This is a genomic window from Streptomyces sp. JNUCC 63, assembly GCF_054366325.1.
Window position 1 is genome coordinate 4,341,735 of sequence record NZ_CM135963.1, and the last position, 26,182, is coordinate 4,367,916.

Below are 26,182 nucleotides of genomic sequence, written 5' to 3' on the forward strand. Positions count from 1 at the left end.
CGTGATTTCGACGGTACTTGTCGCCAACCGGGGCGAGATCGCCTGCCGCGTCTTCCGCACCTGCGGCGAACTGGGCATCCGCACGGTCGCCGTGCACTCGGACGCCGACGAGGGCGCCCTGCACGCGCGCGTGGCCGACGCGGCGGTACGACTGCCGGGGGTGACGCCCGCCGAGACGTATCTGCGCGACGACCTGATCGTGAAGGCGGCGATCGCGGCCGGCGCGGACGCCGTCCACCCCGGCTACGGCTTCCTGTCCGAGAACGCCGACTTCGCCCGTGCCGTCCTGGACGCGGGCCTGGTCTGGATCGGGCCGCCTCCGGAGGCCATCGAGGCGATGGCGTCCAAGACCCGCGCCAAGGAGCTCATGGGCATCCGGCCCCTGCGGGACGTCACCGAGGCCGACCTGCCGGTGCTGGTGAAGGCGTCCGCGGGTGGCGGCGGGCGCGGGATGCGGATCGTACGGCGCCTCGCGGACCTGGACGGCGAGCTGGCCGCCGCGCGCGCGGAGGCGACGAGCGCCTTCGGGGACGGCGAGGTCTTCGTCGAGCCGTACGTGGAGGGCGGGCGGCACGTCGAAGTTCAGATCCTCGCCGACACCCACGGCACCGTGTGGACGCTCGGCACCCGCGACTGCTCCCTCCAGCGCCGCCACCAGAAGGTCATCGAGGAGGCCCCGGCACCCGGACTCTCCGGGGAGCTCGACCGGGAGCTGCGGGAGCTGGCCGTACGGGCCGCGCGCGCCGTCGACTACATCGGGGCCGGCACCGTCGAGTTCCTGGTGGCCGACGGCCGGGCGCACTTCCTGGAGACGAACACCCGCCTCCAGGTCGAACACCCCGTGACAGAGGCCGTGTTCGGTGTCGATCTGGTCGCCCTGCAGATCCGTGTCGCCGAGGGCCACGCCCTGGACACCGATCCGCCACGCGCGCGTGGGCACGCCATCGAGGCCCGCCTGTACGCCGAGGACCCGGCCCGCGACTGGGCCCCGCAGACCGGCACCCTGCACCGCCTCGCCGTCCCCGCCGGCGTACGTCTGGACACGGGCTGCACCGACGGCGACACGATCGGCGTCCACTACGACCCGATGCTGGCCAAGGTCGTCGCCCACGCACGCACGCGCGCGGAGGCGGTCCGCAAGCTGGCCGGTGCGCTGGAGCGGGCGGCCGTGCACGGTCCGGTCACCAACCGGGACCTGCTCGTCCGCTCCCTGCGGCACCAGGAGTTCGCAAGCGGCCGTATGGACACCGGCTTCTACGACCGCCACCTCGCCGAACTCACCCGGCCCGCCCCCGACCCGTACGCCCCGCTGGCCGCCGCGCTCGCCGACGCACACGGCCGCTCCCGGTTCGGCGGGTGGCGCAACGTGCCCTCGCAGCCGCAGGTCAAGCGGTACCTGATGGCGGGCGAGGAGCACGAGGTGCGCTACCGGCACACGCGCGCGGGTCTCGCCGCCGACGCCGACGGGGTGCGCGTGGTGCACGCGGACGCGTGCCGGGTCGTACTCGAAGCGGACGGCGTGCGGCGGAAGTTCGAGGTGGCCCGCTACGGCGACCAGGTGTACGTGGGCGGCTCCGCCCTCACCGCCCTGCCCCGCTTCCCCGACCCCGCCGCCCAGCGCGCCCCCGGCTCGCTGCTCGCCCCCATGCCCGGCACCGTCGTCCGCGTCGCCGACGGGCTGGCCGTAGGAGCCGCCGTACGGGCCGGAGAGCCGCTGCTGTGGCTGGAGGCGATGAAGATGGAACACCGGATCTCCGCGCCCGTCACAGGGACGCTCAGCGCCCTGCACGCCGCCCCCGGCCGCCAGGTCGAGGTCGGTGCCCTGCTCGCCGTCGTAGAGGCACACCAGGAGGATCAGTGAGCGCCACGCTGGAAACCGACGAACACAAGGCCCTGCGCGCCGCCGTCGCCGCGCTCGGCAGGCGCTACGGGCGCGAGTACCTCACCCGGACCGTCGCCGAGGGCCGCCACCCCGCCGAACTGTGGGCCGAGGCGGGCAAACTCGGCTACCTCGGCGTCAACCTCCCCGAGGAGTACGGAGGCGGAGGCGGCGGCATCGCCGAACTCGCGATCGTCCTCGAAGAACTCGGCGCCGCCGGCTGCCCGCTGATGATGCTGGTCGTCTCACCCGCCATCTGCGGCACCGTCATCGCCCGCTTCGGCACCGAGGAGCAAAAACGCGCCTGGCTGCCCGGACTCGCCGACGGCACCCGCACCATGGCCTTCGGCATCACCGAGCCCGACGCCGGCTCCAACTCCCACCGCATCACCACCACCGCCCGCCGCGACGGCGAGAACTGGCTGCTCACCGGCCGCAAGGTGTTCATATCCGGTGTCGACATCGCCGACGCCGTACTGATCGTCGGCCGCACGGAGGACACACGCACCGGCCGCCTCAAGCCCTGCCTGTTCATCGTCCCGCCGGACGCCGAGGGCTTCCAGCGGCGGCCCATCGACATGGAACTGAACGCCGCCGAGAAGCAGTTCGAGCTCGTCCTGGACGACGTACGGCTGCCCGCCGACGCGCTCGTCGGTGGGGGTCCCTCCCCCGCTTTCGGCAGTGGGGGAGAGGACGCGGGCCTGCTGCACCTGTTCGCCGGGCTCAACCCCGAGCGCGTCATGACGGCCGCCTTCGCGATCGGCATGGGCCGCTACGCGCTCGCCCGGGCCGTGGAGTACGCGCGTGAACGCACCGTCTGGAAGACCCCCATCGGCGCCCACCAGGCCATCGCCCACCCGCTCGCCCAGGCCCACATCGACCTCGAACTCGCCCGCCTGATGACGCAGAAGGCCGCCCACCTGTACGACACCGGGGACGACGTGGGCGCGGGCGAGGCCGCCAACATGGCCAAGTACGCGGCCGGGGAGGCCTGCGTGAGGGCCGTCGACCAGGCCGTGCACACCCTGGGCGGCAACGGCCTCACGCGCGAATTCGGGCTCGCCTCGTTGATAACGGCCGCGCGCGTGACTCGTATTGCTCCGGTGAGCCGGGAGATGATTCTCAACTACGTCTCCCACCAGAGCCTGGGCCTGCCCAAGTCGTACTGAGACGCCCGCCGGCGTGCGAGGAGGAACGTGTTCCGCAGCGAGTACGCAGACGTCACGGTCGTAGAACTGCCCATCCACGAGGCCGTGCTGGGCCACGCGGCCCGATTCGGCGACGCCCCCGCGCTGATCGACGGCACGGACGGCACCACCCTCACCTACGAGCAGGTGGACCGCTTCCACCGGCGTATCGCCGCCGCGCTGGCCGAGACCGGTGTACGCAAGGGCGACGTCCTCGCCCTGCACAGCCCGAACACGGTGTCCTTCCCCGTGGCCTTCTACGCCGCCACGCGCGCGGGTGCCTCGGTCACCACCGTGCACCCGCTCGCCATGCCCGAGGAGTTCGCCAAGCAGCTGAAGGACTCCGCGGCCCGCTGGATCGTGACGGTGTCCCCGCTGCTGGAGACGGCGCGCCGGGCCGCCGAACTCGCGGGCGGGGTCGAGGAGATCCTCGTCTGCGACAGCGCACCCGGACACCGCTCGATCATCGACATGCTCGGCTCCGCCGCGCCCGAGCCGGCCGTCGGCATCGACCCGGCCGAGGACGTGGCGGCGCTGCCGTACTCCTCGGGGACCACCGGCATCCCCAAGGGCGTGATGCTCACCCACCGGCAGATCGCCACCAACCTCGCGCAGCTCGAACCCGCGATCACGGCCGGGCCCGGCGACCGGATCCTCGCCGTGCTGCCGCTTTTCCACATCTACGGGCTCACGGCCCTGATGAACGCGCCGCTGAGGCAGGGCGCCACCGTCGTCGTCCTGCCCCGCTTCGAACTGGAGACCTTCCTCGCGGCCATCCAGGACCACCGCATCACCGGCCTGTACGTGGCCCCGCCGATCGTCCTCGCCCTCGCCAAGCACCCCGCGGTGGCCCGGTACGACCTGTCGTCGCTGAAGTACATCATCAGCGCGGCGGCACCGCTGGACGCCAGGCTGGCGGCGGCCTGCTCCCAGCGGCTCGGCCTGCCGCCGGTGGGCCAGGCCTACGGCATGACGGAGCTGTCCCCGGGCACCCACGTCGTCCCCCTGGACGCCATGCGCGAGGCGCCGCCCGGCACGGTCGGCAGGCTGATCGCCGGAACCGAGATGCGCGTCGTCTCCCTCACCGACCCCGGCAAGGACCTCGGCGCCGGCGAACCCGGCGAGATCCTGATCCGCGGACCGCAGGTGATGAAGGGCTACCTCGGCCGGCCCGACGCCACCGCCGCGATGATCGACACCGACGGCTGGCTGCACACCGGCGACGTCGGACACGTCGACCGCGACGGCTGGCTGTTCGTCGTCGACCGGGTCAAGGAGCTGATCAAGTACAAGGGCTTCCAGGTGGCGCCCGCCGAACTGGAGGCCCTGCTGCTCACCCACCCGGACATCGTGGACGCCGCCGTCATCGGCGTCCACAACGACGACGGCAACGAAGTGCCGCACGCGTACGTGGTGCGCCGGACGGCCGCCGGTGACCTCTCCGGAGGGGAGGTCATGATGTACGTCGCCGAGCGCGTCGCCCCCTACAAGCGCGTCCGGCACGTCACCTTCCTCGACGCGGTGCCCCGCGCCGCCTCCGGGAAGATCCTGCGGCGGGAGCTGAGGGACCTGCGGGAGCAGCAGCGGGAACCGAAGGAGGCGCAGTGACGTCGATCGGACGCACGCGCGCGCGTGCCGTCGAAACGCTCAGCCTGGACTCGCCGGACAACCGCAACGCCCTGTCGGCGGCGCTCGTCGGCGAACTCACGGACGCGCTGGCCGACTGCGCGGAGGACGGCGAGGTCCGCGCGGTCGTCCTCACCCACACCGGCAACACCTTCAGCGCGGGCGCCGACCTGCGCGACCCTCCCGACCCGGACGCCCTGGTCGGCCTGCTGCGGCAGATCGTCGAGCTGCCCAAGCCGGTCGTCGCCCGCGTCACCGGACACGTCCGCGCGGGCGGCCTGGGCCTGCTCGCCGCCTGCGACATCGCGGCCGCCTCGCACCAGGCGACCTTTGCGTTCACCGAGGTACGCATCGGGGTCGCCCCCGCGGTCGTCTCCCTGCCGCTCCTGCCCCGCACCGACCCGCGCGCCCTGGCCCGCCACTACCTCACCGGGGAACGCTTCGACGCGACCGAGGCAGCCCGGACCGGCCTGGTGACGGTGGCGGGGGACGACGTCGACGCCGTACTGGAGCCGGTGCTCGACGGCCTGCGCCGCTCCTCCCCCCAGGCCCTGGCCGAGACGAAACGGCTGCTCACGGCTAGGGTGCTGGAAGCCTTCGACCGGGACGCGGCCGACCTGACCGCGCTCTCGGCCCGGCTGTTCTCCTCCGCGCAGGCGCGCGAGGGCATGACGGCCTTCCTCGAACGACGGGATCCGGAATGGGCGGTGTGACCACACAGGACCGCGCGGACCGCGCCGAACGCGTCCCCAAACAGGACCGCAGCCGGGTCACTCGGCAGCGGCTCCTGCAGTCCGCCGTGGACTGCCTCGCCGAACACGGCTGGGCCGGCTCCACGGTGTTCGTCGTCGCCGAACGCGCCGGAGTCTCCCGCGGGGCCGTCCAGCACCACTTCCCCACCCGCGAGGACCTGTTCACCGCCGCCGTCGAGTACGTCGCCGAGGAACGGTCCACCGCCCTGCGCGCCCTGTTCCCCCAGGGCGCGGCCGGCGACCGGCGTGCCGTGGTCGCCGCCCTCGTCGACCTCTACACCGGCCCTCTCTTCCGCGCCGCCCTCCACCTGTGGGTGGCCGCCTCCAACGAGGACCAGCTGCGCCCCCGCGTCACCGAGCTGGAGGCCCGCGTGGGCCGCGAGACCCACCGCATAGCGGTCGAGCTGCTGGGCGCGGACGAGTCCCGCCCCGGCGCGCGCGAAACCGTCCAGGGCTTCCTCGACATGGCCCGCGGCCTGGGCCTCGCCAACCTCCTCACCGACGACACCGCCCGCCGCGAGCGCGTCGTGACCCAGTGGACGGCCCTGCTGGAGCAGGCGCTGGGCTGAGCCGAGCCCCGGGATGGCCGCGAAACGACGTTCACAACGCCAAACCCCGGCGACTGCGTGCCCCTGGACACGCTGACTTACCGCCGGAGGTCATTGACCGCTTACCGTTCGGCGCATGACGGAGCGACGTGCGGTTCTCAGTGGGTCGGTGTTCGAGGAGCGGATCGGGTATGCGCGGGCCGTGGTCGACGGGGAGTGGGTGCACGTGTCGGGGACGACCGGGTACGACTACGCGACGATGACGATCTCCGAGGACGTGGTGGAGCAGGCGGAGCGGTGTCTGCGGAACATCGGGGCCGCGTTGGCGGAGGCCGGGTGCGGGTTCGAGGACGTGGTGCGGGTGCGGTATCTGCTGCCCGTGCGGGAGGACTTCGAGCCGTGCTGGCCTGTGCTGCGGCGGGTGTTCGGTGAGGTGCGGCCGGCGGCGACGATGATGGTGTGCGGGCTGGCGGACCCGAAGATGAAGATCGAGATCGAGGTGTACGCCCGTAGGCGGGCTGCCTGACCTCTCAGGTTCGCCCGTTCTCCAGCAGGCCCGCCAGGTCCAGGTCGGTCGCGATGCGCAGGGCCACGTCCTCGGCGTAGGCCGCGTCGGGGCGTTCGAAGGGCGCGCGGCCGGCGGCTCGTAGGAAGGTGACCACGCCGAGGGTGCGGCCGCGGCTGCGGAGGACCGTGCACAGGGCGTGCACGGCGTCGGGGGGCCACTGGCGGGCCTCGGCCCATTCGCGTGCCCGTTCGGATGGGGCGGTGCCGACGGTGGCCCGTACGGAGCCGATGCGGTCGATGCACTGCAGGGCGGGGTGGCCTTCGGTGTAGCGGACGGGCAGTCCGGCCCGGCCGGTGAGCAGGCTGGGGCCGAGGCCGCCGGAGGGGGTGGCCGCGATGCGTACCAGCCGGACCGGGGCCGGGGTCGCGTCGTCGGGCGGGGCGGTGCCGCCTGCCACGCGGTCGATCAGGGCGTGGTCGGCGAAGCCGGCGAGGGCGAAGTCGAGGTGGACGGTGGCGGCCTCGGCGGGATCCTCGCACTCGGCGGCGGCGCGGGCGCCCCGGTGCAGCTGGTTGGTGCGGAACCGCAGCAGGGCCGCCTCCTGTTCGGCCTGCTTGGCCTCGGTGACGTCGACGAAGAGCCAGGCGACGCCGAGCGGCACCGGTTCCTCCGCGAGCGGTGAGGCGAGCCGGACGAATCCGCTGCGCCAGCAGCGCCGCTTGTCGCCCTCCGGGGCGCGTACGCTCACCCGGATCTCGGCGGGGGCGGGCGGGGTACCCTCCGCGAGGACGTGGGTGAGCGCGCTCTCGAGTTCCTCGACGCCCTGGGAGAGCAGTTCGCCGAGGGGCCGGCCGAGGACCGCCGTGCGGCCGGTGCCGAAGGCGCGGGCGGCGTGGGCGTTGACGACGGCGGGCCGCAGGTCGGCGTCGACCAGGACGACACCCCAGGAGGCGTCCTCGAACAGGGCCTCGCTGAGTGCGATGGACCGCTCCAGGTCGATCTGCGCGTGCACCTCGCTGAAGGCGCAGTACAGGCCGGCGGGCTTGCCGTCGGGTCCGTGCACGGCCGCGGACTGGGTGCGTACGAGTACGCGGCCGCCGTCCTTGGTGAGCAGCGCGAACTCGTGCACCTGCCGTCCGGGGGCGTGCATGGCGGCCATCAGCCGCCTCTCGACCTCCTCGGCGTCCGCGCTGCGTACGGCCCATCCGGTCAGCCCGTGCCGGCCGACGGCCTCGGCCGCGGTCCAGCCGAGGATGCGCTCGGCCTCGCGGTTCCAGTGGGTGACGACGCCGTCGGCGTCGAAGGCGCACAGCGCGGCGTCCATGCCGTCGAGGAGGGCGGCGAGCAGATCGGAGCCGTCATGGCTGTCGGGGCAGTCCGGGCCCCGCGGACCGTCCCGCTCCGGCTCGGGCTCGTCCGGCCCGAGCTCGTCGGTGGCCCCACTACGCCGGGAAGCACTCACCTGGACCCCCTGCAGGCTGCGTCCGCACGTACGGCGCGTCGGTTCACTCACTGGCTGTCATTCAACTTGAACGTGACCCAGCACACACCGGGTTCCCACAACATCGAAGGAATTGTTGTCCGCGGAAATTCCGCGGACGTTTCCGTGCGCCGTCAGCGCCGGTAGAAGATCCGGTCCGCGTACTGGTCGAAGACGCGGCTGTTCCACTCGTGGCCGCCGTCGACGTTGCCGGAGCGGAGCAGCGGGGGTTCGGTGCCGCGTTCGGCGAGGGTGGTCGCGGTGGTGGCCAGGACTGCCTGGAGGAGGGCGGTGGTGACGACGGTGGAGGCGGGGGCGAAGGGGGCCGCGACGGTGTCGAGGGTGAGTTCGGCGTCGCCGACCGCGATCTTGGAGTCGAGGACGATGTCGCAGTGGTCCCTCAGGTACGTCCCCGAGGCGTGCCGGGAGGTGGTCTCGGTGACGTAGGCCACCGAGGTCACGCCGATGACGCGCACGCCGAGGGCGCGGGCGTTCATGGCCATCTCGACGGGCAGGGCGTTGCGGCCGGACAGCGAGATGACGACCAGGGCGTCGCCGGAGCGGATGGGGGAGCTGTCCAGGACGGCGGCGGCGAGGCCGTCGACGCGTTCCAGGGCGGAGCCGAGGGTGGCGGGCATGACGTCGACGCCGACGGCGCCGGGGACGGCGAGGAGGTTCATCAGGGCCAGGCCGCCGGCGCGGTAGACGACGTCCTGGGCGGCGAGGGAGGAGTGGCCGGCGCCGAAGGCGAACAGGCGGCCGCCGGCGGTCACGGTGTCGGCGAGCAGCGTCCCGGCGGCGGTGATCGCCTCGGCCTCCTCGTCGCGGACCCTCTGGAGCAGGCCGATGGCGGCGTCGATGAACTGGCCGGCCGGCGTGCGGTCGCTCATGCGCGGTCCGTCCCTTCGGGGAGGCTGTGTGTCGCGGATCACGGTGAGGTCTGGACCGCAGCGGTGTCAATACGGCGCCCGGGACCGCGTGCGTCAGGGGCTCAGCCGCTCCACGCGCCAGCCGCCGTCCGGCTCGGCGACGTACCGCAGGCGGTCGTGCAGGCGGTTCTCGCGGCCCTGCCAGAACTCCACCGACCGCGGGGCGACCCGGAAGCCGCCCCAGTGCGGCGGGACGGGGACCTGCTCGCCCTCGGGGTAGCGGGCGGCCAGTTCGGCGTAGGCGGCGTCGATCTCCGCGCGCGTGGCGATCACCGTGGACTGGGCGCTGGCCCATGCGCCGAGCTGGGAGCCGTGCGGGCGGGTGCGGAAGTACGCGGCGGTCTCGTCGCGGCCGGTGCGGCGGGCCACGCCCTGGACGATGACCTGGCGGGCCATCGGGTGCCAGGGGAAGAGCAGGGAGACGTACGGGTTCTGGGCGAGGTCGCGGGCCTTGCGGGAGTCGTAGTTGGTGTAGAAGACGAAACCCCGCTCGTCGAAGGACTTCAGCAGCACGGTGCGGGAGCTGGTCCGGCCCTCGGCGTCCGCGGTGGAGACGACCATGGCGTTGGGTTCGAACAGCCGGCCCTCGGTGGCGGCCTGCTGGAACCAGCGGGCGAACTGGGCCACGGGGGTGTCGGCCAGGTCGGCCTCGGTCAGGCCCTCCTCCCGGTAGTGCTTGCGCATGGAGGCGAGGTCGAAGGGGGCGGTTTCGCCGGCTTCTCGGTCGGTCACGCGGTCATCCTGCCGTATCGGCGGGGCATCCCCACGGGGTACCCCGGGCCAATGGGTGGCACTGAGTGCCGGTACGTCTCCCCTTCTGTGGCACTCGGGGCTATGGTGCTTCTGCCGTACCGGTGGGGTGACCGCCACCGGCACGGGGCATCACAGGGGTGACCGTCACGGACCGCGAGTCACAGGTCTCGACCGTGGACCCGACCGGCGGACGCCCGCTTCCGACATCTCTGACATCCGACACTTGGTCGTCATCCCCATCGCACCATCTGTCGCACAGACCCACGAGGAGCCGCCTGATGTCCGATTTCGTACCCGGACTCGAGGGAGTTGTCGCGTTCGAGACGGAGATCGCCGAACCGGACAAGGAGGGCGGCGCCCTGAGGTACCGGGGCGTCGACATCGAGGACCTCGTCGGTCACGTCTCCTTCGGCAACGTCTGGGGGCTGCTGGTCGACGGCGCCTTCAACCCGGGCCTGCCGCCCGCCGAGCCGTTCCCGATCCCCGTGCACTCCGGTGACATCCGCGTGGACGTCCAGTCCGCGCTGGCGATGCTCGCCCCGGTGTGGGGGCTGAAACCGCTGCTGGACATCGACGCCGAGCAGGCCCGCGAGGACCTGGCGCGGGCCGCCGTGATGGCGTTGTCGTACGTCGCCCAGTCGGCGCGCGGGCAGGGGCTGCCGATGGTGCCGCAGCGGGAGATCGACAAGGCGCACTCGATCACCGAGCGGTTCATGATCCGCTGGCGGGGCGAGCCGGACCCCAGGCATGTGGCGGCCGTCGACGCCTACTGGACGTCCGCCGCCGAGCACGGCATGAACGCCTCCACGTTCACCGCCCGTGTCATCGCCTCCACCGGCGCCGACGTGGCGGCCGCCCTGTCGGGCGCGGTGGGCGCGATGTCCGGACCGCTGCACGGCGGCGCGCCCTCCCGCGTCCTCGGCATGATCGAGGAGATCGAGCGGACCGGGGACGCCGTGGGGTACGTCAAGAAGGCCCTGGACCGCGGTGAGCGGCTGATGGGCTTCGGCCACCGGGTGTACCGGGCCGAGGACCCACGCGCGCGTGTGCTGCGCCGTACCGCCCGGGAGCTCGGCGCCCCGCGGTTCGAGGTCGCCGAGGCCCTGGAGAAGGCCGCCCTGGAGGAGCTGCACAACCGCCGCCCGGACCGGGTGCTGGCCACCAACGTCGAGTTCTGGGCGGCGATCATGCTGGACTTCGCCGAGGTGCCGGCGCACATGTTCACGTCGATGTTCACGTGCGCGCGTACGGCGGGCTGGTCGGCGCACATCCTGGAGCAGAAGCGCACCGGCCGCCTGGTCCGTCCCTCCGCCCGCTACGTGGGCCCCGGTCCGCGCAGCCCGCGGGAGATCGCGGGCCACGAGGACCTCACGCGCTGACCGGGCCACGCGCGTACGCGACGCGTCACGCGGGGCTGAGCAGCTCCGCGTGATGCCGTTCCGCGACCAGCGGATGGGCCCGCAGCTTGCCCTTCAGCTCGTTGTAGCCGTACTCCGCGAACAGCGGGTTGTCCGGGTCGTCGGTGACGCCGGGCGCGGTGGAGGCGTGCGGAAAGGGCAGCGGGGCGACGCGGGCGTCCAGGCGCGGGTTGTAGAAGAACGGCACGGAGAACCGCTCGGTGGCGCCGGACGGGGAGACGACCCGGTGGTTGGTGGCCACCAGGTAGCCGTTGGTGGCGACCTCCAGCAACTCGCCGAGGTTGACCACGAACGCGCCCGGGATCGGCGGCACATCGTGGAAGAGGCCGTCCTCGCGCTGCACCTGGAGCCCGCCGATCTCGTCCTGCAGCAGCAGGGTGAGGAACCCGTAGTCCTTGTGGGCGCCGACGCCCTGGTCGGTGCCGTCGTCGGCGCTGCCCGGGTAGCGGACGAGCTTGAGGTGGGGGTGGGCGTGCTCGCCGAAGACCGGGTCGTAGAAGTCGGCGGGCGCGCCGATGGCGGTCAGCAGCTCGTGCAGCAGCTTGCGGGCGACCCCGCTGAGCCGGTCGATCCAGTGCAGGGCGGCGGTGCGCAGCTCGGGCAGGGCGGCGGGCCACTGGTTGGGGCCCTGGAGCCACCAGTACGCGGGCTCGCCCGGCCCTGGGGCGCGGGCGGGCCGCTCGGCGCCTATGTCGAGCTGGTCGCGCCAGTCGCGGGCGCCGCCGGTGCGCTCGTCGCCGATGCGCGTGTAGCCGCGGAAGTGCGGCGAGTTGACGTTGTCCAGGGCAAGGCGGTCGGCCTCGGGCAGCCGGAAGAAGGCGTGCATGGCGCCGAGCAGCGCGTCGGTCTCGGCCTGGGTGACGCCGTGCCCGACGAGCTGGAAGAAGCCCACGTCGTGGGCGGCGCTGTGCAACTGCGCGTGCAGCAGCGCCCGGGTTTCGGGACCGCGGTCGGCCGCGGAGAGGTCGATGATGGGGAGCTGGTCGTACGACGGGTTCGTCGCCGTGTTCGTCATGGTCACATCCGCAGGGTGTACGGGTCCCTGGCCGCGGCCATGGGTGGGGGCGCGGCCCGGGTGCCGGGTGAGAGGAACCGGGTGTGGCGTGCGAGGCGATCGGGTCGCCGGGAAAGGGGCCGGATCAGGCAGAGCGCCGACAGCCCATGCTCGTGACACGCACGTAGTCCACGTGGCGGCGTCGCACGAGTGGCAGGAACATGCGCCACAGGGTACTGCCCGGGACGTGGGGAGGGCGCGGCGTATTCGGTTGCCCATCCTGTCTGCCGAGATACCGTCGCCGGAACCGAAGTCCGCGCCTGTCTGCAGGCCAAGTGGAACAGCGCTTGCGCCTACTGCGATGCCACCGGCGTCCCTCTCGACATCGACCACCTCAGGCCAAGAAGCCGGGGAGGCTCGAACCGCGTCTCGAACCTCGTCCTCGCCTGCGTCCCCTGCAACAAGGCCAAGGACAACATGCCCGTCGAGGTCTTCCTCGCCCACCGCCCCGAGCGCCTGGCGACCATCCACCAGCAGGTCAAGGCCCCATTCCACGACGCCGCTGCCATGAACGCCGCGCGGTGGCAGCTCACCGAGGCGCTGACCGACCTCGGCAAACCTGTACACGCCTGGTCGGGCGGGCGCACCAAGTGGAACCGCAGCACCATGAGCCTCGACAAGACCCACACCCTTGACGCGCTCTGCGTCGGGCCCCTGGACCACGAGAACGGCGATGCCATCGTCCGGTTCCCGGAACAGGTACTCGTCGCCAAGGCCACCGGGCGCGGCTCCTACGCCCGCACGACCCCGGACCGCTTCGGCTTCCCGCGTCTCCGGCGATTTCGTACCAAGCAGCACTTCGGGTACGTCACCGGTGACCTCGTACGGGCCACCGTGCCGTCTGGAAGGTGGGCGGGGACGTGGATCGGCCGTATCCCTGTCCGGGCCACCAGAGGGCAGCACAGCCTCACCGCATCAGTCGGCCGGTTCAATGTCTCCCACTGGAACCTGCGGCTGCTCCAGAGGGGCGACGGCTATGGCTGCAGCACTCGGCCAGAAGTGTCGCAATCAGCATCTCGGAAAAACGGTTGATTGGCTGGACCTGACTTCTTAGGGTTGCAGGTACTTCGGAAGGGAGGTGGTTCGGCAAATGTATGCAGACCGGACGGAAGAGGTGGCTGCGGGCTAGCGGCCCGTCGCCCCACCCAGTGCGGTGCCGGACCGGTGCGCGACAGATGCGTGCAGCCGGCCCAATCCCAAGCAGTCACCCGACCCGCGAGCTGCCGGTACGTCCGGCCGGCTTCTCCGTCGTCCAGGCGGAGGGACCCAGCTCGCGGGTCGTCTGCGTGTTCGGGGCCTTCGAACCGCGGTTTCGGCGGAGCGGTCCGGTTGTCGGTGGGATGGGTCAGAATTGAAGGTCAGGGCCAGCGCACGCGCCGGAGAGCCGCCGGGCTTCCGGCAGAAGTAATCGAGGGGCACGGATGTCCGGACTGATCGATACTACGGAGATGTATCTCCGCACCATCCTCGAGCTGGAGGAGGAAGGTGTCGTCCCCATGCGCGCCCGGATCGCGGAGCGGCTGGACCAGAGCGGGCCGACGGTGAGCCAGACGGTCGCGCGGATGGAGCGTGACGGTCTCGTCTCGGTCGCTCCGGACCGGCACCTGGAGCTCACGGAGGAGGGCCGTCGGCTGGCCACGCGGGTGATGCGCAAGCACCGGCTCGCGGAGTGCCTGCTGGTCGACGTGATCGGCCTGGAGTGGGAGCAGGTGCACGCCGAGGCCTGTCGCTGGGAGCACGTGATGAGCGAGGCCGTGGAGCGCCGGGTGCTGGAGCTGCTGCGGCACCCGACCGAGTCGCCGTACGGCAACCCGATCCCGGGCCTGGAGGAGCTGGGCGAGACGGACGGCGCCGACCCGTTCCTCGACGAGGGCATGGTGTCGCTGGCCGACCTGGACCCGGGGACCGACGGCAAGACGGTGGTCGTCCGCCGTATCGGCGAGCCGATCCAGACGGACGCGCAGTTGATGTACACGCTGCGCCGCGCGGGCGTGCAGCCCGGCTCGGTGGTGAGCGTGACGGAGTCGGCCGGGGGCGTGCTGGTGGGCAGCGGGGGTGAGGCCGCCGAGCTGAAGGCGGATGTCGCCTCGCACGTGTTCGTGGCCAAGCGCTGAGCCTGCCGGTCGGCATGCCTGCCGGCGGCCGCCTCTTCCTCCCTCCGGTGATTCAGCGCGTCGAAGCGCAGCGCTCGGTCGTTTCCCGTGCGAGGCTGTCGCGAGAGGCATATGACTCGAAGGGGTGGGGAGGATGTGCCGTAGACATGTGGAAGGCCCCGGTGCCGTGTGGCACCGGGGCCTGTCCTCCCCTGTGGCGACCCGGAGCCCCGAGCTCTCAGGGTCGTCCCCCTCGGACCTCTTTTCCCCGAGCGGTCCGCCTCCCGTTGTAGATCTCCCCATGGCGGCGGCGATCATTCCTTGCGGGGGGTCACTCGAACGAGGGGTGTTCGTGAAGGAGAAGACATTTTCGAATACGCATTCGATAGCCTGAGCGTCTGCGAGTGACGGGTCCCCCGGGGCCTGCGCTACAGAAATGTGCACGACGGCATACACGGTATACACGGCATACACGGCATACACGGCATGCGGAAAGCGGAACACGGTTCACAGGACCGGCCGCCCCGACCGGGAGCGAGCGGTCCGAGTGGAGCTAGGGGGGTGCCAGACCTATGGTGCGGCGCATCGACGTGACCGGGGCGGGCGGCGTACGGCTTGCCGCCTGGGAGTTCGGCGAGCCCCCGAAGGCCGGCCCGGACAGGGCCGTGCCCGGGCCGGGGAGAGCGGAGGCGGGGAGAGCCGGAGCGGGGCCCGGGCGGCCCTTCGTACCTGCCCAGGCCGAGGCGCCCGAGCCGTACGAACCACCCGACACCGGGCTGGAGCGCACCGACGGCGTGCTGTTATTGCACGGGCTCATGGGCCGTGCCTCGCACTGGGCCTCCACCGCCCGCTGGCTCGCCGGGCGGCACCGCGCCGTCGCCCTCGACCAGCGCGGCCACGGCCAGAGCGAGAAGCCCCCGCAGGCGGCCTACACCCGCGAGGCCTATGTGGAGGACGCCGAGGCCGCCCTCGAACAGCTGGGCCTCGCCCCGGCCGTCGTCATCGGGCACGCCATGGGCGCGCTGACCGCCTGGCAGCTCGCCGCCCGGCGCCCCGACCTGGTGCGCGGTGTGATCATCTGCGACATGCGGGCCTCCGCGCTCGGCGCGGCCTCCCAGCGCGAGTGGGAGGACTGGTTCAAGGCCTGGCCGGTGCCCTTCGCCACCCTCGCCGACGTACGGAAGTGGTTCGGTGAGGACGACCCGTGGGTGGAGCGCCCGAACCCGGCGCGCGGCGAGTTCTACGCCGAGGTCATGCACGAGGGCCCGGACGGCTGGCGTCCGGTCTTCGAGCCGCAGCAGATGCTCACGTCCCGGGAGACCTGGGTGTACGACGCGCACTGGGAGGAGCTCGCCCAGGTCCGCTGCCCGGCCCTCGTGGTCCGCGGCCTGGACGGTGAACTGGGCCGGGCCGAGGCCCAGGAGATGGTCCGTGTGCTGCCGCACGGCGAGTACGCGGAGGTGACCGACGCCGGCCACCTCGTGCACTACGACCAGCCGGAGGCCTGGCGCGCGGCCATCGAGCCGTTCCTCGACGCGGTGCTCGCCGGATGACCGCCCCGACGGCCGTGCAGGAGGCGTTCCTGAGGGCCTTCCACGCCGAGCACCCGGCGGTCACCGCGGACGCGTTCGCCGACGGCCGGGCCCCGGACGGGCGGTCCAGCTACGAGGTCCTGTGCGACCGGGTGGCCGGCGCCCGCCGCGTCCTCGACCTCGGCTGCGGCGACGGCGTACTGCTGGACCTGCTGGCCCGGACCGAGGGGCGGCGGCTCGCCGGCGTGGACCTCTCACCCGAGGCGCTGGTACTGGCCCGCGGCCGCCCGTCACTGCGGGCGGCCGCGCTGGCGGAGGCGAGGGCGCAGCAGCTGCCGTTCGCCGACGGCACGTTCGACGCCTGTGTCTGCCACATGGCGCTGATGCTGATGGGGGACGTGGACCGGGTCGCGGCGGAGACGGCCCGGGTGCTGTCGCCGGGCGGGGTGCTGGCCTGCGTGATCGGTGGCGGTGCCCTCGGCGGGGAGGCGTACGAGCTGTTCGGCGGCCTGCTGCGGGCCGCCGTCGAGCGGGCGCCCGCCGAGCAGCGCATCCCGCCGCTCGGGGACCGCAGGACCCGCAGCCGTACGGGGCTCGCGGAGATCCTGGAGCCGGCCGGTTTCGGCGCGCCGGACCGGGAGACGGTCCCGATCGATCTGAGCGGCCCGGTGGAGCGGGTCTGGGCGGCCCTGTCCGGGATCTACGACGTCGGACCGCTCGACCCGGCCGCCGTCCGCCGTCTGCGGGAGGCCTTCCTGACGGAGGCGGCCGGGCTCGCTGGGCCGGACGGGCGGGTTCCGTGCGGTTTCACGATCCATGTGGTGACCGCGCGCCTGCGCTGACGCGGCCCCTCGCGCACCGGAACCTCATCCCTTGCTCACCGCCGCGAGGATCTCCGGCAGCCGGGCCGCCGTGCGCGGCGCCGCCAGGCGCAGACCGAGCAGGGTGAGCCCCGCCCCGTACGCCGCGCCGGCCGGCAGCAGCAGCCAGCTCCAGCCGTCTCCGGCGGTGCTGACGCTCGACCAGATGACGAGGGCGATGACGGGGGAGCACAGCAGGGCCGCCGCGACCATGCCGCCGAAGATGGAGATCCAGGCGAGGCCTGCCTGACCGGGGGCGACGTTCTTGTAGCCCTCCTGCGGGATGGAGTACGGGAAGCGGGCCGACGTCCACGCCCCGGTCGCCAGCATCGCGCCGAGCAGCGCGAAGGACAGGCCGAGCACCTTGGGCAGCCCGGACCACTCGCCGAGCAGGCCCGCGGTCAGCACCGTGACGACAGTGGCGTACGGCAGGGTGATCACCAGCAGGGCCAGTGCCCGCCCGCGCAGCTCGACGTAGGCGTCCCGCGGGGAGGAGATCGTCAGCGCGACCATCCAGAAGGCGGAGGTGTCCTGCCCGAACTGGTTGTACATCTGGATGCCGAGCATTCCGGCGGCGAAGCAGGCGAAGTACGGCGAGCCGGTGCCCTGCAGGGCGTTGAACACCGGCACGATCAGGCCGATGGCGAGCGAGGTCGCCCAGGCCGCCTTGGTCTTGGGGTCGCGCCAGATGTACCGCATGCTGCGTTCCATGACGGTGCCGGTGCGGCCGGCCGGCAGCAGCCGGGCCAGGCCGCCGCCCGCGCGGGTGCGCTTTCGCGCGGGAGCGTCGACGGCCTGCAGGGTCGAGGCGTCGGGCGAGGTCATCAGCCGGTTCAGGCTGCGCCCCCACACCGCGAGCAGGGCGGCCAGCGCTGCCGCGGTCAGGGCGAGCTGGGCCACAGCGACGCCGTAGGAGCCCCGGCTCGCCGAGTCCACCGCGCCCACCGCCGACGCGGGCGGCACCCACCGCAGCACGTCCGCGACCGGGTCGAGCCGGCCGAGGCCGGTCGAGCCCAGCTGCTGCATGCCGAAGTTGACCACCTGCGCGCCGATCGCGACGACCAGCCCGCTGAGCACTGCCAGGTCCCGCCCCTTGCGGCTGGTCAGCAGCCGGGTGTTGGCGGTGGCCACGGCCCGCGCGAGGGCCACGCACACCAGCAGCGCGAGGACGAGCGCGAGAACCGCGACGACGAACGCGACCGTCCCGTGCGCCACCGAGATCACGCAGCCCACCAGCAGCAGCGCCGTGAACAGCGGCCCGATGCCGACCAGGGAGGCCGCCAGCAGGGCGTTGACCAGCGGCCGTGGCCGCAGCGGCAGCATCACCAGGCGGGTCGGGTCGAGGGTCTCGTCACCGCTGGGGAAGAACAGCGGCATCACGGCCCAGCCCAGCGCCAGCACGGCCACGCCGATGACGGCCACGGAGGCGATGTGCGCGTGGCCGCGCAGCACGATCAGCCCGAGCAGCTGCAGCGCGGCGAACAGCAGCGCGACGACGGCCGACGCGATGAACGCGGCACGCCGCCCGCCGGACTGCCTCAGCCCGTTGCGCAGCAGCGACAGTTTCAGGCGTACGACGACGGGGGTGATCGAGGGGGCCGGCGAGGGTGTTTCGGCGACGGCGCTCATCGGGAACCGCCGCCCAGCCAGTCCAGGTGGGAACCGGCGTCCCGGTCCTGGGCGCCGACGAGTTCCAGGAACGCCTGCTGCAGCGTGGGGGCATCGCCGCGCACCTCGGCGAGGGTGCCCTGGGCGCGGATCCGCCCGGCCGCCATCACGGCCACCCAGTCGCACAGCGACTCGACCAGTTCCATGACGTGGGAGGAGAACACGACGGTGGCGCCGGAGGCGGTGTACCGCTCCAGGACGCCCCGGATGGTCTGCGCGGACACCGGGTCGACGCCCTCGAACGGCTCGTCGAGGAACAGGACCTCCGGGTTGTGCAGCAGGGCGGACGCGAGCCCTATCTTCTTGCGCATACCGGTCGAGTAGTCGACGACGAGCTTGTGCTGGGCGCCGGCCAGATCCAGCACGTCGAGCAGCTGCGTGGCCCGCCGGTCCACCTCGTTTCCGGGCAGACCGCGCAACCGCCCCGAGTACGACAGCAGTTCCCGTCCCGACAGCCGCTCGAAGAGCCGAAGCCCCTCGGGCAGCACACCGATCCGCGCCTTCACCGCCACCGGGTCCCGCCACACGTCGTGCCCGACGATCTCGACGGTGCCCTGGTCGGGCCGCAGCAGCCCGGTCACCATGGAGAGCGTGGTGGTCTTTCCCGCCCCGTTGGGCCCGACCAGCCCGATGAACTTCCCCGCGGGCAGCTCGAGATCGATCCCGGCGACAGCGACCTGCTGCCCGAACCGCTTCCAGAGCCCTTGCACGCGTACGGCGCTTGTACCCACTACGACTGCTCCCTCCGCCAGGGTGAACCCTACGGGGGAGCACCTCGCCCAAGGGACGCGGGGCTGTGCTGATCTGCGGCTCCGCCGCGTGGGCGCGACCAGCCACGGCGTACCCGCAGTCACGGACAAAGGGGACCGGCCGGGACGATGGGCGCCCGTTACCTGTCCCTGCCGCACGCATACGCCAACGGCGGGATCAGCTCCTCGACATCCGGCAGCCACCGATTCGCCGGCGTCGGCCGGCAGGCCCACTGCACAGCTCCCCGAGACCCGTACCGGGTAGGCGGCGCAGCCACATACGCCCCCTCGCCCAGGACCACCAGGTCCAGAGACGCCGACGACCACCCCAGCTTGCGCAGCAACTCCGGCACCTTCACGCACGCTCCCGGCAGCACGAAGAACTGCATCCGCCGCTCGGGGGTGAGGATCACCGGCCCGAGGGCCGACTCCATCCGCTCCATCCGGGCCAGCGCGAGGAACCCGGACGTCTCCGGGACGGACATCGCGTCGAACGTACGGCCCGTGGGCAGCAGGATCGACGCGGTCGGCTGCTCCTGCCACATCCGGCGGACCGCGGTCGCGCTGCCGGTCGCCCGGGTCGCCCAGTCCTCGTGCGCCGGGTGCGCGCCGGGTGCCGCGCACGCGGGGGCGCCGCAGGAGCAGCGCTGCACCCCGTCGACCGCTTCCAGCCAGGTGCCGGGGAACACGTCCCAGTGGCGTTCCTCGGCGTAGCGAACGGCTGTCTCCAGCAGCGGCTCTCCGCGCTGCTGGGGAATCCGGCCGGCGGTCCGACCGGCGGTGTGTACGGCTTGGGCGCCCGGGATCGTCTCTTCCACGCCCCACTCAACTCCCGCACCCACCTGGAGTTACGGGGGTCCCGGGGGCGGGCGCGCCGGGGAGGAGCACCGGGTCCGCGCCCGGGGCGCATGGATGCATGTGCGGGGGCGCGCGGGAGGATCGTCGGCCGGCGCTGGGTAGTTCGGTGTGGGGTGGCATTCGCTTTTACCCCGGCAATCCTCGCATGTCCCGCATTTTCGTTATGTCCACGGGGCATTGATCTTCACGGCCGGAACTTCCCGCCGGGACGCGGATCGTCTCCGGCCGCGCAAGACTCGTCGACTCGGTGCGTGGGCAGGGCACCGCAGCTACAGGGGGTTACGCCATGGCCGCAAGGCCTCTCGTCGCGCGGCAGCCGAACGAACGGCTGCAGGCGCTCATCCAGGAAGCGGGCTGCTCGAACGCCGGGCTGGCCCGCCGGGTCAACATGTGCGGCGCCGAGCACGGCCTCGACCTGCGTTACGACAAGACGTCCGTGGCGCGCTGGCTGCGCGGGCAGCAGCCACGCGGGCGTGCCCCGGCGATCATCGCCGAGGCACTGGGCCGCAAGCTGGGCCGTACGGTCACGATCGACGAGATCGGCATGGCCAACGGCAAGAACCTCGCCTCGGGTGTGGGCCTCCAGTTCTCGCCGACGGTACTGGGGGCCATCGAGCAGGTCTGCGAGCTGTGGCGCAGTGACGTGGGCCGGCGGGACTTCCTGTCCGGCTCCTCCGTCGCCGCGTCCGCGCTGGTCGAGCCGAGCCGCGACTGGCTGATCTCCGCGCCGGACGGGCAGGTCGCGCGCGCGGTGGGGCCGCGGGTGGGCCAGTCCGACGTGGCGGCCGTACGGGCCATGACGCAGGCGCTGGTCGACCTGGACCACACCTACGGCAGCGGGCATGTGCGCCCGGTGGTCGTGCACTACCTCAACAGCGTCGTCTCCGGGCTGCTCGCCGGGTCGTACCGGGAGGCGGTGGGCCGCGACCTGTTCGCCGCGGTGGCCCGACTCACCGAACTCGCCGGGTACATGGCCGTCGACACCGGTCAACCGGGCCTGGCCCAGCGGTACTACATCCAGGCGCTGCGGCTTGCCCAGGCGGCCGGCGACCGCGGTTACGGCGGCTATGTGCTGGCCGCCTCCATGAGTCATCTCGCCGCGCAGCTCGGGAACCCTCGGGAGATCGCACAGTTGGCGCGGGCGGCTCAGGAGGGCGCACGCGGACGTGTGACACCGAGGGCGGAGGCGATGTTCCACGCGGCCGAGGCGCGCGGGCACGCGCTGATGGGTGACGCGCGGGCGGCCCAGGTGTCCGCCGGGCGGGCGGTGAGCGCGCTGGAGGCCGCCGAGTCGGACACGGGGGACGACCCGGCGTGGATCGCGCACTTCGACGAGGCCTACCTCGCCGACGAGTTGGCGCACTGCCACCGGGATCTGGGCCAGGGGGAGGCGGCGGCGCGGCGGGCGGAGGAGTCGCTGGCCGGGCATCCCGCGTCGCGGGCGCGGCGGCGGGCCATCGGCTATGTGCTGCTCGCCACCGCGCAGGTGCAGCAGCGGGAGGTCGAACAGGCCTGCAGCACCGGGCTGAAGGCGGTGGAGCTGTTGCGGACGCTCCGGTCCGACCGGGGGGCGGAGTACCTGGAGGACTTCCAGCAGCGGCTCGATCCGTTCCGGGACGAACCGGTGGTAAGGGAGTTCGGGGCACGGCTGGAGGTGCGGGTGGCGGCGTGAGAACGGACTCCTGAGTCGTATACAGCGCATCGCGAGCGGGTTTTGTTACTGCTGCCACAGGGAAGGAGGTCTCGTCCTGTGCTGCGTGGCATCGGGCTCCGGGGACCCGGTAGCGTGAGCCGACGATTCCGAAGGTCCCCCATTCGTAGGAGTCCCGGTGACGCAGAGTGGACAGGGCGAGGAGCCCTCGGCGCAGCCCGCGCGCGAAGGCATCGTGCTGCCCTCCGACGGAGGCGAGCCCCTGCTGCCGGGCATGACGAGCGGACCGGGCGGCCAGGCCCCGGCCGCGGCGCCCGCCGGCGGTCAGTCCTGGGGCCAGCCGTGGGGCCCCGACCAGCAGCCCCCGCAGCACGGTCAGGGCTGGCAGGCCGGCCCGCCTGCCCAGTCCTGGGACTCCCCGCAGTGGGGCGCACAGGCCTCCACCGCCCACCCGGGCGCGGGCCCCCTGCCCCCGGAGGGCGCCACGGCCCCGTCCTACGGCATCTCCGCCCCGCACGGCGGAGCCGGCGCCGACGGGTCCCTGCCGCCCGCCAACGCCACGTCCTACGGCGCCTCCACCGCCCACCCGGCGCCGCACGCGACCGGGCACGGCGCCCCCGCGCACGGTGCACCCGGTGCCGCCCCCTACGGACACCCCGCCGCGCACGGCGCACCCGGCGGTCCGGCGGCCGACGAAGGGGCCACCCAGTACCTTCCCCCGGTCCCCGGCGCCCCCGCCGGGGGAGCCACCCAGTTCCTGCCGCCCGTGAGCAATGCGGCGATGGACGAAGGGGCCACGCAGTACATCCCGCCCGTGACGCCGGGCACGTTGCCGCCCGAGGCGGGCAGGGACCCGTCGACGCAGTTTCTGGGCCACGTGCCCCAGGGCGGCGTCCCCGGGCACAACCCCGACGCCGAGGCCACGCAGTTCATCGCGCCCGTGGACGCCCAGGCGGGCGGCGGGCGGCAGACGCCCGCCGAGTTCGACAACCTCTTCCGCAGCGACTCCGGCGGCGCGGCCCCGGCCACCCAGCAGCTGCCCCACCTCCAGCAGCCCGCGTTCACCCCGCCCGCGCCCGGCGGGCACGACGGCGGCGGCCGGGGAGGCCGGCGTACCGGCTCGCGCGTGCCGCTGCTCGCGGCCGTGGGCGTCGGGATCGTCGTCCTCGGCATAGGCGCCGGCGCACTGCTCGGCGGCGGTGGCGACAGCGACAGCGACAGCGGCGACAGGAACACCACCGTCTCGGCGACCGCACCGGCCACCGACGACGCGTCCCCCTCGCCCGCCACCGACCCGGCCCGGGAGCAGGCGGTCACGCTGGACAAGCTGCTGGCCGACAGCGGCAGCAGCCGGGCCTCCGTGATCAAGGCGGTGGCCGACGTCAGGAACTGCGACAACCTCGACCAGGCCGCCTCCGACCTGCGCGCCGCGGCCGAGCAGCGCAAGGGCCTGGTCACCCGTCTCGGACAGCTGTCCGTCGACAAGCTCCCCGACAACGCCGAGCTGACCACGGCCCTCACCAACGCCTGGAAGGCGTCGGAGTCCGCCGACCTCCACTACGCGGCCTGGGCCGACCAGGCCCGCGGCAAGAAGGGCTGCAAGAAGGGCCACGCCCGGATCACCGGCGAGCGCACGGCCGGCGACCGCGAGAGCGGCACCGCCAGCGCCGAGAAGGCCAAGGCCGCCCAGCTGTGGAACGCGATCGCGAAGACGTACGGCCTCACCCAGCGCCAGCCGACCCAGCTGTGAGGGGACGCGGCTGTCAGTCGACGTCCGCGTCCTCCAGCGTCTTCGTCATGTCGACGAACCCCTTCGTGGCCGGCACCAGCCGGCCCTGCCGCACCACCTGCTGGGTCACGTCCGCGTTGACCAGCCGGGCGAAGCCGGAGGAGGCGAGCAGGTCGGAGGTGCGCCACCGCAGCGGCGGGGTCAGCCCGCCGGTGTCGACCGTCAGCCCGCGGTCGAGGGTGCGCCGTACGGTGTCGGCGCTCACCTCCCCGTCGCCGATCTTCTCCAGGACGGCCCGGAGCACGGTGTAGGCGATCCACGTGGTCTGCACTGCGGGGTCCTCGGGGTCGACCCGGTTGTCGCCGAACGCCTGCTCGTTGATGACCTTCTTCATCCCGTCCCAGCGCGGATCGCTCGCCACCGGGTACCAGCCCGTGACGTACGACCCCTCGTAGGGGCCGGACTTTCCGCCGCTGGTGTCGACCACCGACTGGTCGACGCTGCCGAGCACGGCGGCGGTGCGCACGGCCGGATAGCTCTCGCGGGCTCGGCGGAAGGAGTCCATGAAGATGTTGGTGCGCTCCCCGAGGGCGGGGACCACGCAGCCCATCCTCGCCGGGTCGGCGCTCGACTGCTTCAGCGCCTGGTCGGCCTGGCCGGAGTATTCGGTGGCGTCGTCGGCGGCCCGCTGGTCGTGGGCGGCCTCGTGGCCGCCGGCCCGCAGACCGGCGTTGAACAGGGCGGGCAGCTCGTCGCCCGCGATGGTGTCGGGGCGTACGAGCGTGACGGGACCGCACCGTGCGGCGAGCTCCCTGCCGAGACCGGCCAGCAGGGCGGGCTGGCCGCCGTTGACGGGGTAGGACAGGGCCCGGGTGAACTCGGTGGTGGTGACGCCGTAGCCGCCGATGTACGGGATGCCGGCGCCCTCCAGCGGCGGGAAGAAGGAGTCGCTGTACTGGCTGTAGGAGCCCACGACGGCGACCACGTTCTCCTTCGCGGCGCGTCGGGCGCACTTCGCCGCGGTCACGCTGTCGTTGCCGTCGTTGCAGGTCAGGACGTTCAGCTTGCGGCCGTTGATCCCGCCGTTGGCATTGACCCAGCGGGCGTAGGCCTTGGCCATGGCGGGCATGCCGGGCTTGTTGGTCGCTCTGGTGTTCTCCGGCGCCCAGGTCATCACGGTGACGGGGTCGTTCCCGGAGCCCCCCGTGGCACCAGGAACGATCCCGCACCCGGCGGCGAGCGAGGCGCACGCCGTCAGAGCGCCCGCCGACAGCAGGGCTCTTCTGACGGGCCGGGGGAGGATGGGGGGGAATGTAGTACGGGAGCGTCGCCTGCCGGTCATGCACACACACGATTCCGTCACATCGCCAACCCATGAGTGACTCCCGGTCAACGAAGAGTGACATCGAGGTGAATTACGGGGGCAGGTGAGGCGGCTGGGACGAGGAACGTACGATCGATGACCGTGCAAGGTTCGGAGAACTCTTCCCGTCGCGGCCGTCGCTCATCCACCATGGGCGGCATGCCCGTCAACGACATGCCGTGGTGGCGCTGGCGCAGCAACGTGCGCTCCGCGCTGCACATGCTCTCCGATCCGGTGTTCCAGCGGGACGTCTGGCTGGCAGGCGTCGAGGGGTACGGCGACGTCACCGACGCCGTCTACCGGCTGGTCGAGGACACCTGGCTGGACAGCTGGTCCGCCGAGAAATACGTCGGCACGATCTTCCGGGACTCCCAGGAGGCGGCGCTCGTGGACACCGCGGTCCTGCGGGTGCTGCGCATCATGCACCAGGTGGGCCCGGACGCGCCGGTGGCCGCGTACCTCGACCACCACGCCTGGCCGGAGGCGGTACGGGCGGCGCGGGACGCGCATGTGCGGCTCTCGGCGAGCGACGGCGACGACCCGGACGCGCCGCCCCGCACCCTCGAGGTGCTGCGGATCCTGACGCGGTCCGCGTGACGGACTCCGGGTCACGGACCGTGCCCGGCATGAGACCCTGTCCCGCATGAACGAGCAGTCCTCCCGAGCCGCGGCGGCTCCGGCCGACCAGTACGTCCTGACCCTCTCGTGCCCGGACAAGAAGGGCATCGTGCACGCCGTGTCCAGCTATCTGTTCATGACCGGCTGCAACATCGAGGACAGCCAGCAGTTCGGCGACCACGACACGGGACTGTTCTTCATGCGTGTCCACTTCTCGGCCGAGGCGCCGGTCACGGTGGACAAGCTGCGCGCCAGCTTCGCGGCGATCGGTGACTCCTTCTCGATGGACTGGCAGATCAACCGGGCCGACGAGAAGATGCGGATCGTGCTGATGGTCAGCAGGTTCGGGCACTGCCTGAACGACCTGCTCTTCCGCGCCCGGATCGGCGCGCTGCCGGTGGAGATCGCGGCGGTGGTGTCCAACCACACCGACTTCGCCGAGCTGGTGGGGTCGTACAACATCCCCTTCCACCACATCCCGGTGACCAAGGACACCAAGCCGGAGGCCGAGGCGCGGCTGCTGAAGATCGTGCGCGAGGAGAACGTCGAACTGGTCGTCCTCGCCCGCTACATGCAGGTCCTCTCCGACGACCTGTGCAAGCGGCTCAGCGGCCGGATCATCAACATCCACCACTCCTTCCTGCCGAGCTTCAAGGGCGCGAAGCCGTACCACCAGGCGCACGCACGGGGCGTGAAGCTGATCGGCGCGACGGCGCACTATGTGACGGCCGACCTCGACGAGGGGCCGATCATCGAGCAGGAGGTCGAGCGGGTCGGCCACGACGTCACGCCGGACCAGCTGGTCGCCGTCGGACGGGACGTGGAGTGCCAGGCGCTGGCGCGGGCGGTGAAGTGGCACGCGGAGCGCCGGATCCTGCTGAACGGGCGGCGGACTGTGGTGTTCGCCTGACCCGTCCGGCGGCGGTG

The 26,182-nt window shown here is 72.5% G+C and carries 23 protein-coding genes and 1 pseudogene; 16 read left to right on the forward strand and 8 right to left on the reverse strand.

Features of this window, described 5'->3' with window-relative positions:
- Nucleotide 1: 1 nt before the first annotated feature.
- From ACX25U_RS20065 to ACX25U_RS20090, 6 genes are all read left to right on the forward strand, one after another.
- Nucleotides 2-1,861: an ATP-binding protein gene (locus ACX25U_RS20065; protein WP_454394019.1), complete on the forward strand. Its 1,860-nt coding sequence runs from the start codon at nucleotides 2-4 to the stop codon at nucleotides 1,859-1,861.
- Nucleotides 1,858-3,048, forward strand: coding sequence for an acyl-CoA dehydrogenase family protein (locus tag ACX25U_RS20070; RefSeq protein WP_454394021.1), 1,191 nt, complete (start codon nucleotides 1,858-1,860; stop codon nucleotides 3,046-3,048). Before ACX25U_RS20065 ends, ACX25U_RS20070 begins: the two co-directional genes overlap by 4 nt.
- Before the next feature lie 27 nt (nucleotides 3,049-3,075).
- Nucleotides 3,076-4,674 carry a 4-coumarate--CoA ligase family protein gene (locus ACX25U_RS20075; protein ID WP_454394023.1) on the forward strand — a complete coding sequence of 533 codons (1,599 nt, stop codon included), beginning with the start codon at nucleotides 3,076-3,078 and terminating at the stop codon, nucleotides 4,672-4,674.
- A complete protein-coding gene (locus ACX25U_RS20080; RefSeq protein ID WP_454394025.1) occupies nucleotides 4,671-5,405 on the forward strand; it encodes an enoyl-CoA hydratase family protein in 735 nt (244 codons plus the stop codon). The genes ACX25U_RS20075 and ACX25U_RS20080 overlap by 4 nt, the downstream gene beginning before the upstream one ends.
- Entirely contained in the window at nucleotides 5,393-6,013 is a 621-nt protein-coding gene (locus tag ACX25U_RS20085) for a TetR/AcrR family transcriptional regulator (RefSeq protein ID WP_454394027.1), read from the forward strand. Before ACX25U_RS20080 ends, ACX25U_RS20085 begins: the two co-directional genes overlap by 13 nt.
- Before the next feature lie 115 nt (nucleotides 6,014-6,128).
- On the forward strand, nucleotides 6,129-6,518 hold the full coding sequence (locus ACX25U_RS20090; protein WP_454394029.1) for a RidA family protein: 390 nt from the start codon (nucleotides 6,129-6,131) through the stop codon (nucleotides 6,516-6,518).
- A gap of 4 nt (nucleotides 6,519-6,522) precedes the next feature.
- Here ACX25U_RS20090 and ACX25U_RS20095 read toward each other — a convergent pair whose 3' ends face one another.
- The 3 genes from ACX25U_RS20095 to pdxH form a co-directional block, all read right to left on the reverse strand.
- Complete coding sequence (locus tag ACX25U_RS20095; protein ID WP_454394031.1) at nucleotides 6,523-7,962, reverse strand: PAS domain-containing protein; 1,440 nt, start codon at nucleotides 7,960-7,962, stop codon at nucleotides 6,523-6,525.
- A 152-nt stretch (nucleotides 7,963-8,114) separates the two neighbouring features.
- Nucleotides 8,115-8,870, reverse strand: a complete 756-nt coding sequence (locus ACX25U_RS20100; RefSeq protein ID WP_454394033.1) for an SIS domain-containing protein — start codon at nucleotides 8,868-8,870, stop codon at nucleotides 8,115-8,117.
- Nucleotides 8,871-8,963: 93 nt separating this feature from the next.
- Nucleotides 8,964-9,593, reverse strand: a complete 630-nt coding sequence (gene pdxH, locus ACX25U_RS20105) for a pyridoxamine 5'-phosphate oxidase (RefSeq protein ID WP_454394378.1) — start codon at nucleotides 9,591-9,593, stop codon at nucleotides 8,964-8,966.
- A 347-nt stretch (nucleotides 9,594-9,940) separates the two neighbouring features.
- Between pdxH and ACX25U_RS20110 the strand changes: the two genes are divergently transcribed.
- Nucleotides 9,941-11,041, forward strand: a complete 1,101-nt coding sequence (locus ACX25U_RS20110) for a citrate synthase 2 (protein ID WP_454394035.1) — start codon at nucleotides 9,941-9,943, stop codon at nucleotides 11,039-11,041.
- Between the two features lie 25 nt (nucleotides 11,042-11,066).
- On the opposite strand, the gene ACX25U_RS20115 is transcribed toward ACX25U_RS20110, so the two are convergent.
- The gene (locus ACX25U_RS20115; RefSeq protein WP_454394380.1) at nucleotides 11,067-12,095 is read right to left on the reverse strand and encodes an isopenicillin N synthase family dioxygenase; all 1,029 of its coding nucleotides are present in this window, start codon (nucleotides 12,093-12,095) and stop codon (nucleotides 11,067-11,069) included.
- Nucleotides 12,096-12,284: 189 nt separating this feature from the next.
- On the opposite strand from ACX25U_RS20115, the pseudogene ACX25U_RS20120 reads away from it, so the two are divergent.
- The 5 genes and pseudogenes from ACX25U_RS20120 to ACX25U_RS20140 all read left to right on the forward strand — a co-directional run.
- Nucleotides 12,285-12,539, forward strand: a pseudogene (locus tag ACX25U_RS20120) (HNH endonuclease); the annotation flags it as partial.
- Between the two features lie 12 nt (nucleotides 12,540-12,551).
- On the forward strand, nucleotides 12,552-13,166 hold the full coding sequence (locus tag ACX25U_RS20125; RefSeq protein WP_454394888.1) for a hypothetical protein: 615 nt from the start codon (nucleotides 12,552-12,554) through the stop codon (nucleotides 13,164-13,166).
- Nucleotides 13,167-13,555: 389 nt separating this feature from the next.
- Nucleotides 13,556-14,248 (forward strand): metal-dependent transcriptional regulator, encoded by a 693-nt coding sequence (locus tag ACX25U_RS20130; protein ID WP_073946117.1) that lies wholly within the window; start codon nucleotides 13,556-13,558, stop codon nucleotides 14,246-14,248.
- A 551-nt stretch (nucleotides 14,249-14,799) separates the two neighbouring features.
- Entirely contained in the window at nucleotides 14,800-15,780 is a 981-nt protein-coding gene (locus tag ACX25U_RS20135; RefSeq protein ID WP_454394037.1) for an alpha/beta fold hydrolase, read from the forward strand.
- A complete protein-coding gene (locus ACX25U_RS20140; RefSeq protein ID WP_454394039.1) occupies nucleotides 15,777-16,601 on the forward strand; it encodes a class I SAM-dependent methyltransferase in 825 nt (274 codons plus the stop codon). The genes ACX25U_RS20135 and ACX25U_RS20140 overlap by 4 nt, the downstream gene beginning before the upstream one ends.
- A gap of 24 nt (nucleotides 16,602-16,625) precedes the next feature.
- Here the strand turns inward: ACX25U_RS20140 and ACX25U_RS20145 are convergent, their stop codons facing one another.
- The 3 genes from ACX25U_RS20145 to ACX25U_RS20155 form a co-directional block, all read right to left on the reverse strand.
- A complete protein-coding gene (locus tag ACX25U_RS20145; RefSeq protein WP_454394041.1) occupies nucleotides 16,626-18,248 on the reverse strand; it encodes a transporter in 1,623 nt (540 codons plus the stop codon).
- Nucleotides 18,245-19,039, reverse strand: coding sequence for an ABC transporter ATP-binding protein (locus tag ACX25U_RS20150; protein ID WP_454394382.1), 795 nt, complete (start codon nucleotides 19,037-19,039; stop codon nucleotides 18,245-18,247). The genes ACX25U_RS20145 and ACX25U_RS20150 overlap by 4 nt, the downstream gene beginning before the upstream one ends.
- Nucleotides 19,040-19,176: 137 nt before the next feature.
- Entirely contained in the window at nucleotides 19,177-19,854 is a 678-nt protein-coding gene (locus tag ACX25U_RS20155; protein ID WP_454394042.1) for a bifunctional DNA primase/polymerase, read from the reverse strand.
- A 326-nt stretch (nucleotides 19,855-20,180) separates the two neighbouring features.
- On the opposite strand from ACX25U_RS20155, the gene ACX25U_RS20160 reads away from it, so the two are divergent.
- On the forward strand, nucleotides 20,181-21,566 hold the full coding sequence (locus tag ACX25U_RS20160; RefSeq protein ID WP_454394044.1) for a transcriptional regulator: 1,386 nt from the start codon (nucleotides 20,181-20,183) through the stop codon (nucleotides 21,564-21,566).
- A gap of 157 nt (nucleotides 21,567-21,723) precedes the next feature.
- Nucleotides 21,724-23,295 (forward strand): hypothetical protein, encoded by a 1,572-nt coding sequence (locus tag ACX25U_RS20165; protein WP_454394046.1) that lies wholly within the window; start codon nucleotides 21,724-21,726, stop codon nucleotides 23,293-23,295.
- A gap of 13 nt (nucleotides 23,296-23,308) precedes the next feature.
- On the opposite strand, the gene ACX25U_RS20170 is transcribed toward ACX25U_RS20165, so the two are convergent.
- On the reverse strand, nucleotides 23,309-24,616 hold the full coding sequence (locus ACX25U_RS20170; RefSeq protein ID WP_454394048.1) for an ABC transporter substrate-binding protein: 1,308 nt from the start codon (nucleotides 24,614-24,616) through the stop codon (nucleotides 23,309-23,311).
- 117 nt (nucleotides 24,617-24,733) lie between these two features.
- On the opposite strand from ACX25U_RS20170, the gene ACX25U_RS20175 reads away from it, so the two are divergent.
- Together ACX25U_RS20175 and purU are read left to right on the forward strand one after the other, a co-directional pair.
- Nucleotides 24,734-25,234, forward strand: a complete 501-nt coding sequence (locus ACX25U_RS20175) for an SCO4402 family protein (protein ID WP_454394050.1) — start codon at nucleotides 24,734-24,736, stop codon at nucleotides 25,232-25,234.
- 46 nt (nucleotides 25,235-25,280) lie between these two features.
- Nucleotides 25,281-26,165 (forward strand): formyltetrahydrofolate deformylase, encoded by an 885-nt coding sequence (gene purU, locus ACX25U_RS20180; RefSeq protein WP_454394052.1) that lies wholly within the window; start codon nucleotides 25,281-25,283, stop codon nucleotides 26,163-26,165.
- Nucleotides 26,166-26,182: the final 17 nt, after the last annotated feature.

What these genes read in the sequence shown, in the direction of transcription:
- ACX25U_RS20085 (WP_454394027.1), top strand. Translation starts at nt 5,393, where the DNA reads ATGGGCGGTGTGACCACACAGGACCGCGCGGACCGCGCCGAACGCGTC.
- ACX25U_RS20090 (WP_454394029.1), top strand. Translation starts at nt 6,129, where the DNA reads ATGACGGAGCGACGTGCGGTTCTCAGTGGGTCGGTGTTCGAGGAGCGG.
- ACX25U_RS20100 (WP_454394033.1), bottom strand. Translation starts at nt 8,870, where the DNA reads ATGAGCGACCGCACGCCGGCCGGCCAGTTCATCGACGCCGCCATCGGC.
- pdxH (WP_454394378.1), bottom strand. Translation starts at nt 9,593, where the DNA reads ATGCGCAAGCACTACCGGGAGGAGGGCCTGACCGAGGCCGACCTGGCC.
- ACX25U_RS20110 (WP_454394035.1), top strand. Translation starts at nt 9,941, where the DNA reads ATGTCCGATTTCGTACCCGGACTCGAGGGAGTTGTCGCGTTCGAGACG.
- ACX25U_RS20115 (WP_454394380.1), bottom strand. Translation starts at nt 12,095, where the DNA reads ATGACGAACACGGCGACGAACCCGTCGTACGACCAGCTCCCCATCATC.
- ACX25U_RS20125 (WP_454394888.1), top strand. Translation starts at nt 12,552, where the DNA reads ATGCCCGTCGAGGTCTTCCTCGCCCACCGCCCCGAGCGCCTGGCGACC.
- ACX25U_RS20130 (WP_073946117.1), top strand. Translation starts at nt 13,556, where the DNA reads ATGTCCGGACTGATCGATACTACGGAGATGTATCTCCGCACCATCCTC.
- ACX25U_RS20135 (WP_454394037.1), top strand. Translation starts at nt 14,800, where the DNA reads ATGGTGCGGCGCATCGACGTGACCGGGGCGGGCGGCGTACGGCTTGCC.
- ACX25U_RS20140 (WP_454394039.1), top strand. Translation starts at nt 15,777, where the DNA reads ATGACCGCCCCGACGGCCGTGCAGGAGGCGTTCCTGAGGGCCTTCCAC.
- ACX25U_RS20145 (WP_454394041.1), bottom strand. Translation starts at nt 18,248, where the DNA reads ATGAGCGCCGTCGCCGAAACACCCTCGCCGGCCCCCTCGATCACCCCC.
- ACX25U_RS20160 (WP_454394044.1), top strand. Translation starts at nt 20,181, where the DNA reads ATGGCCGCAAGGCCTCTCGTCGCGCGGCAGCCGAACGAACGGCTGCAG.
- ACX25U_RS20170 (WP_454394048.1), bottom strand. Translation starts at nt 24,616, where the DNA reads ATGACCGGCAGGCGACGCTCCCGTACTACATTCCCCCCCATCCTCCCC.
- ACX25U_RS20175 (WP_454394050.1), top strand. Translation starts at nt 24,734, where the DNA reads ATGACCGTGCAAGGTTCGGAGAACTCTTCCCGTCGCGGCCGTCGCTCA.
- purU (WP_454394052.1), top strand. Translation starts at nt 25,281, where the DNA reads ATGAACGAGCAGTCCTCCCGAGCCGCGGCGGCTCCGGCCGACCAGTAC.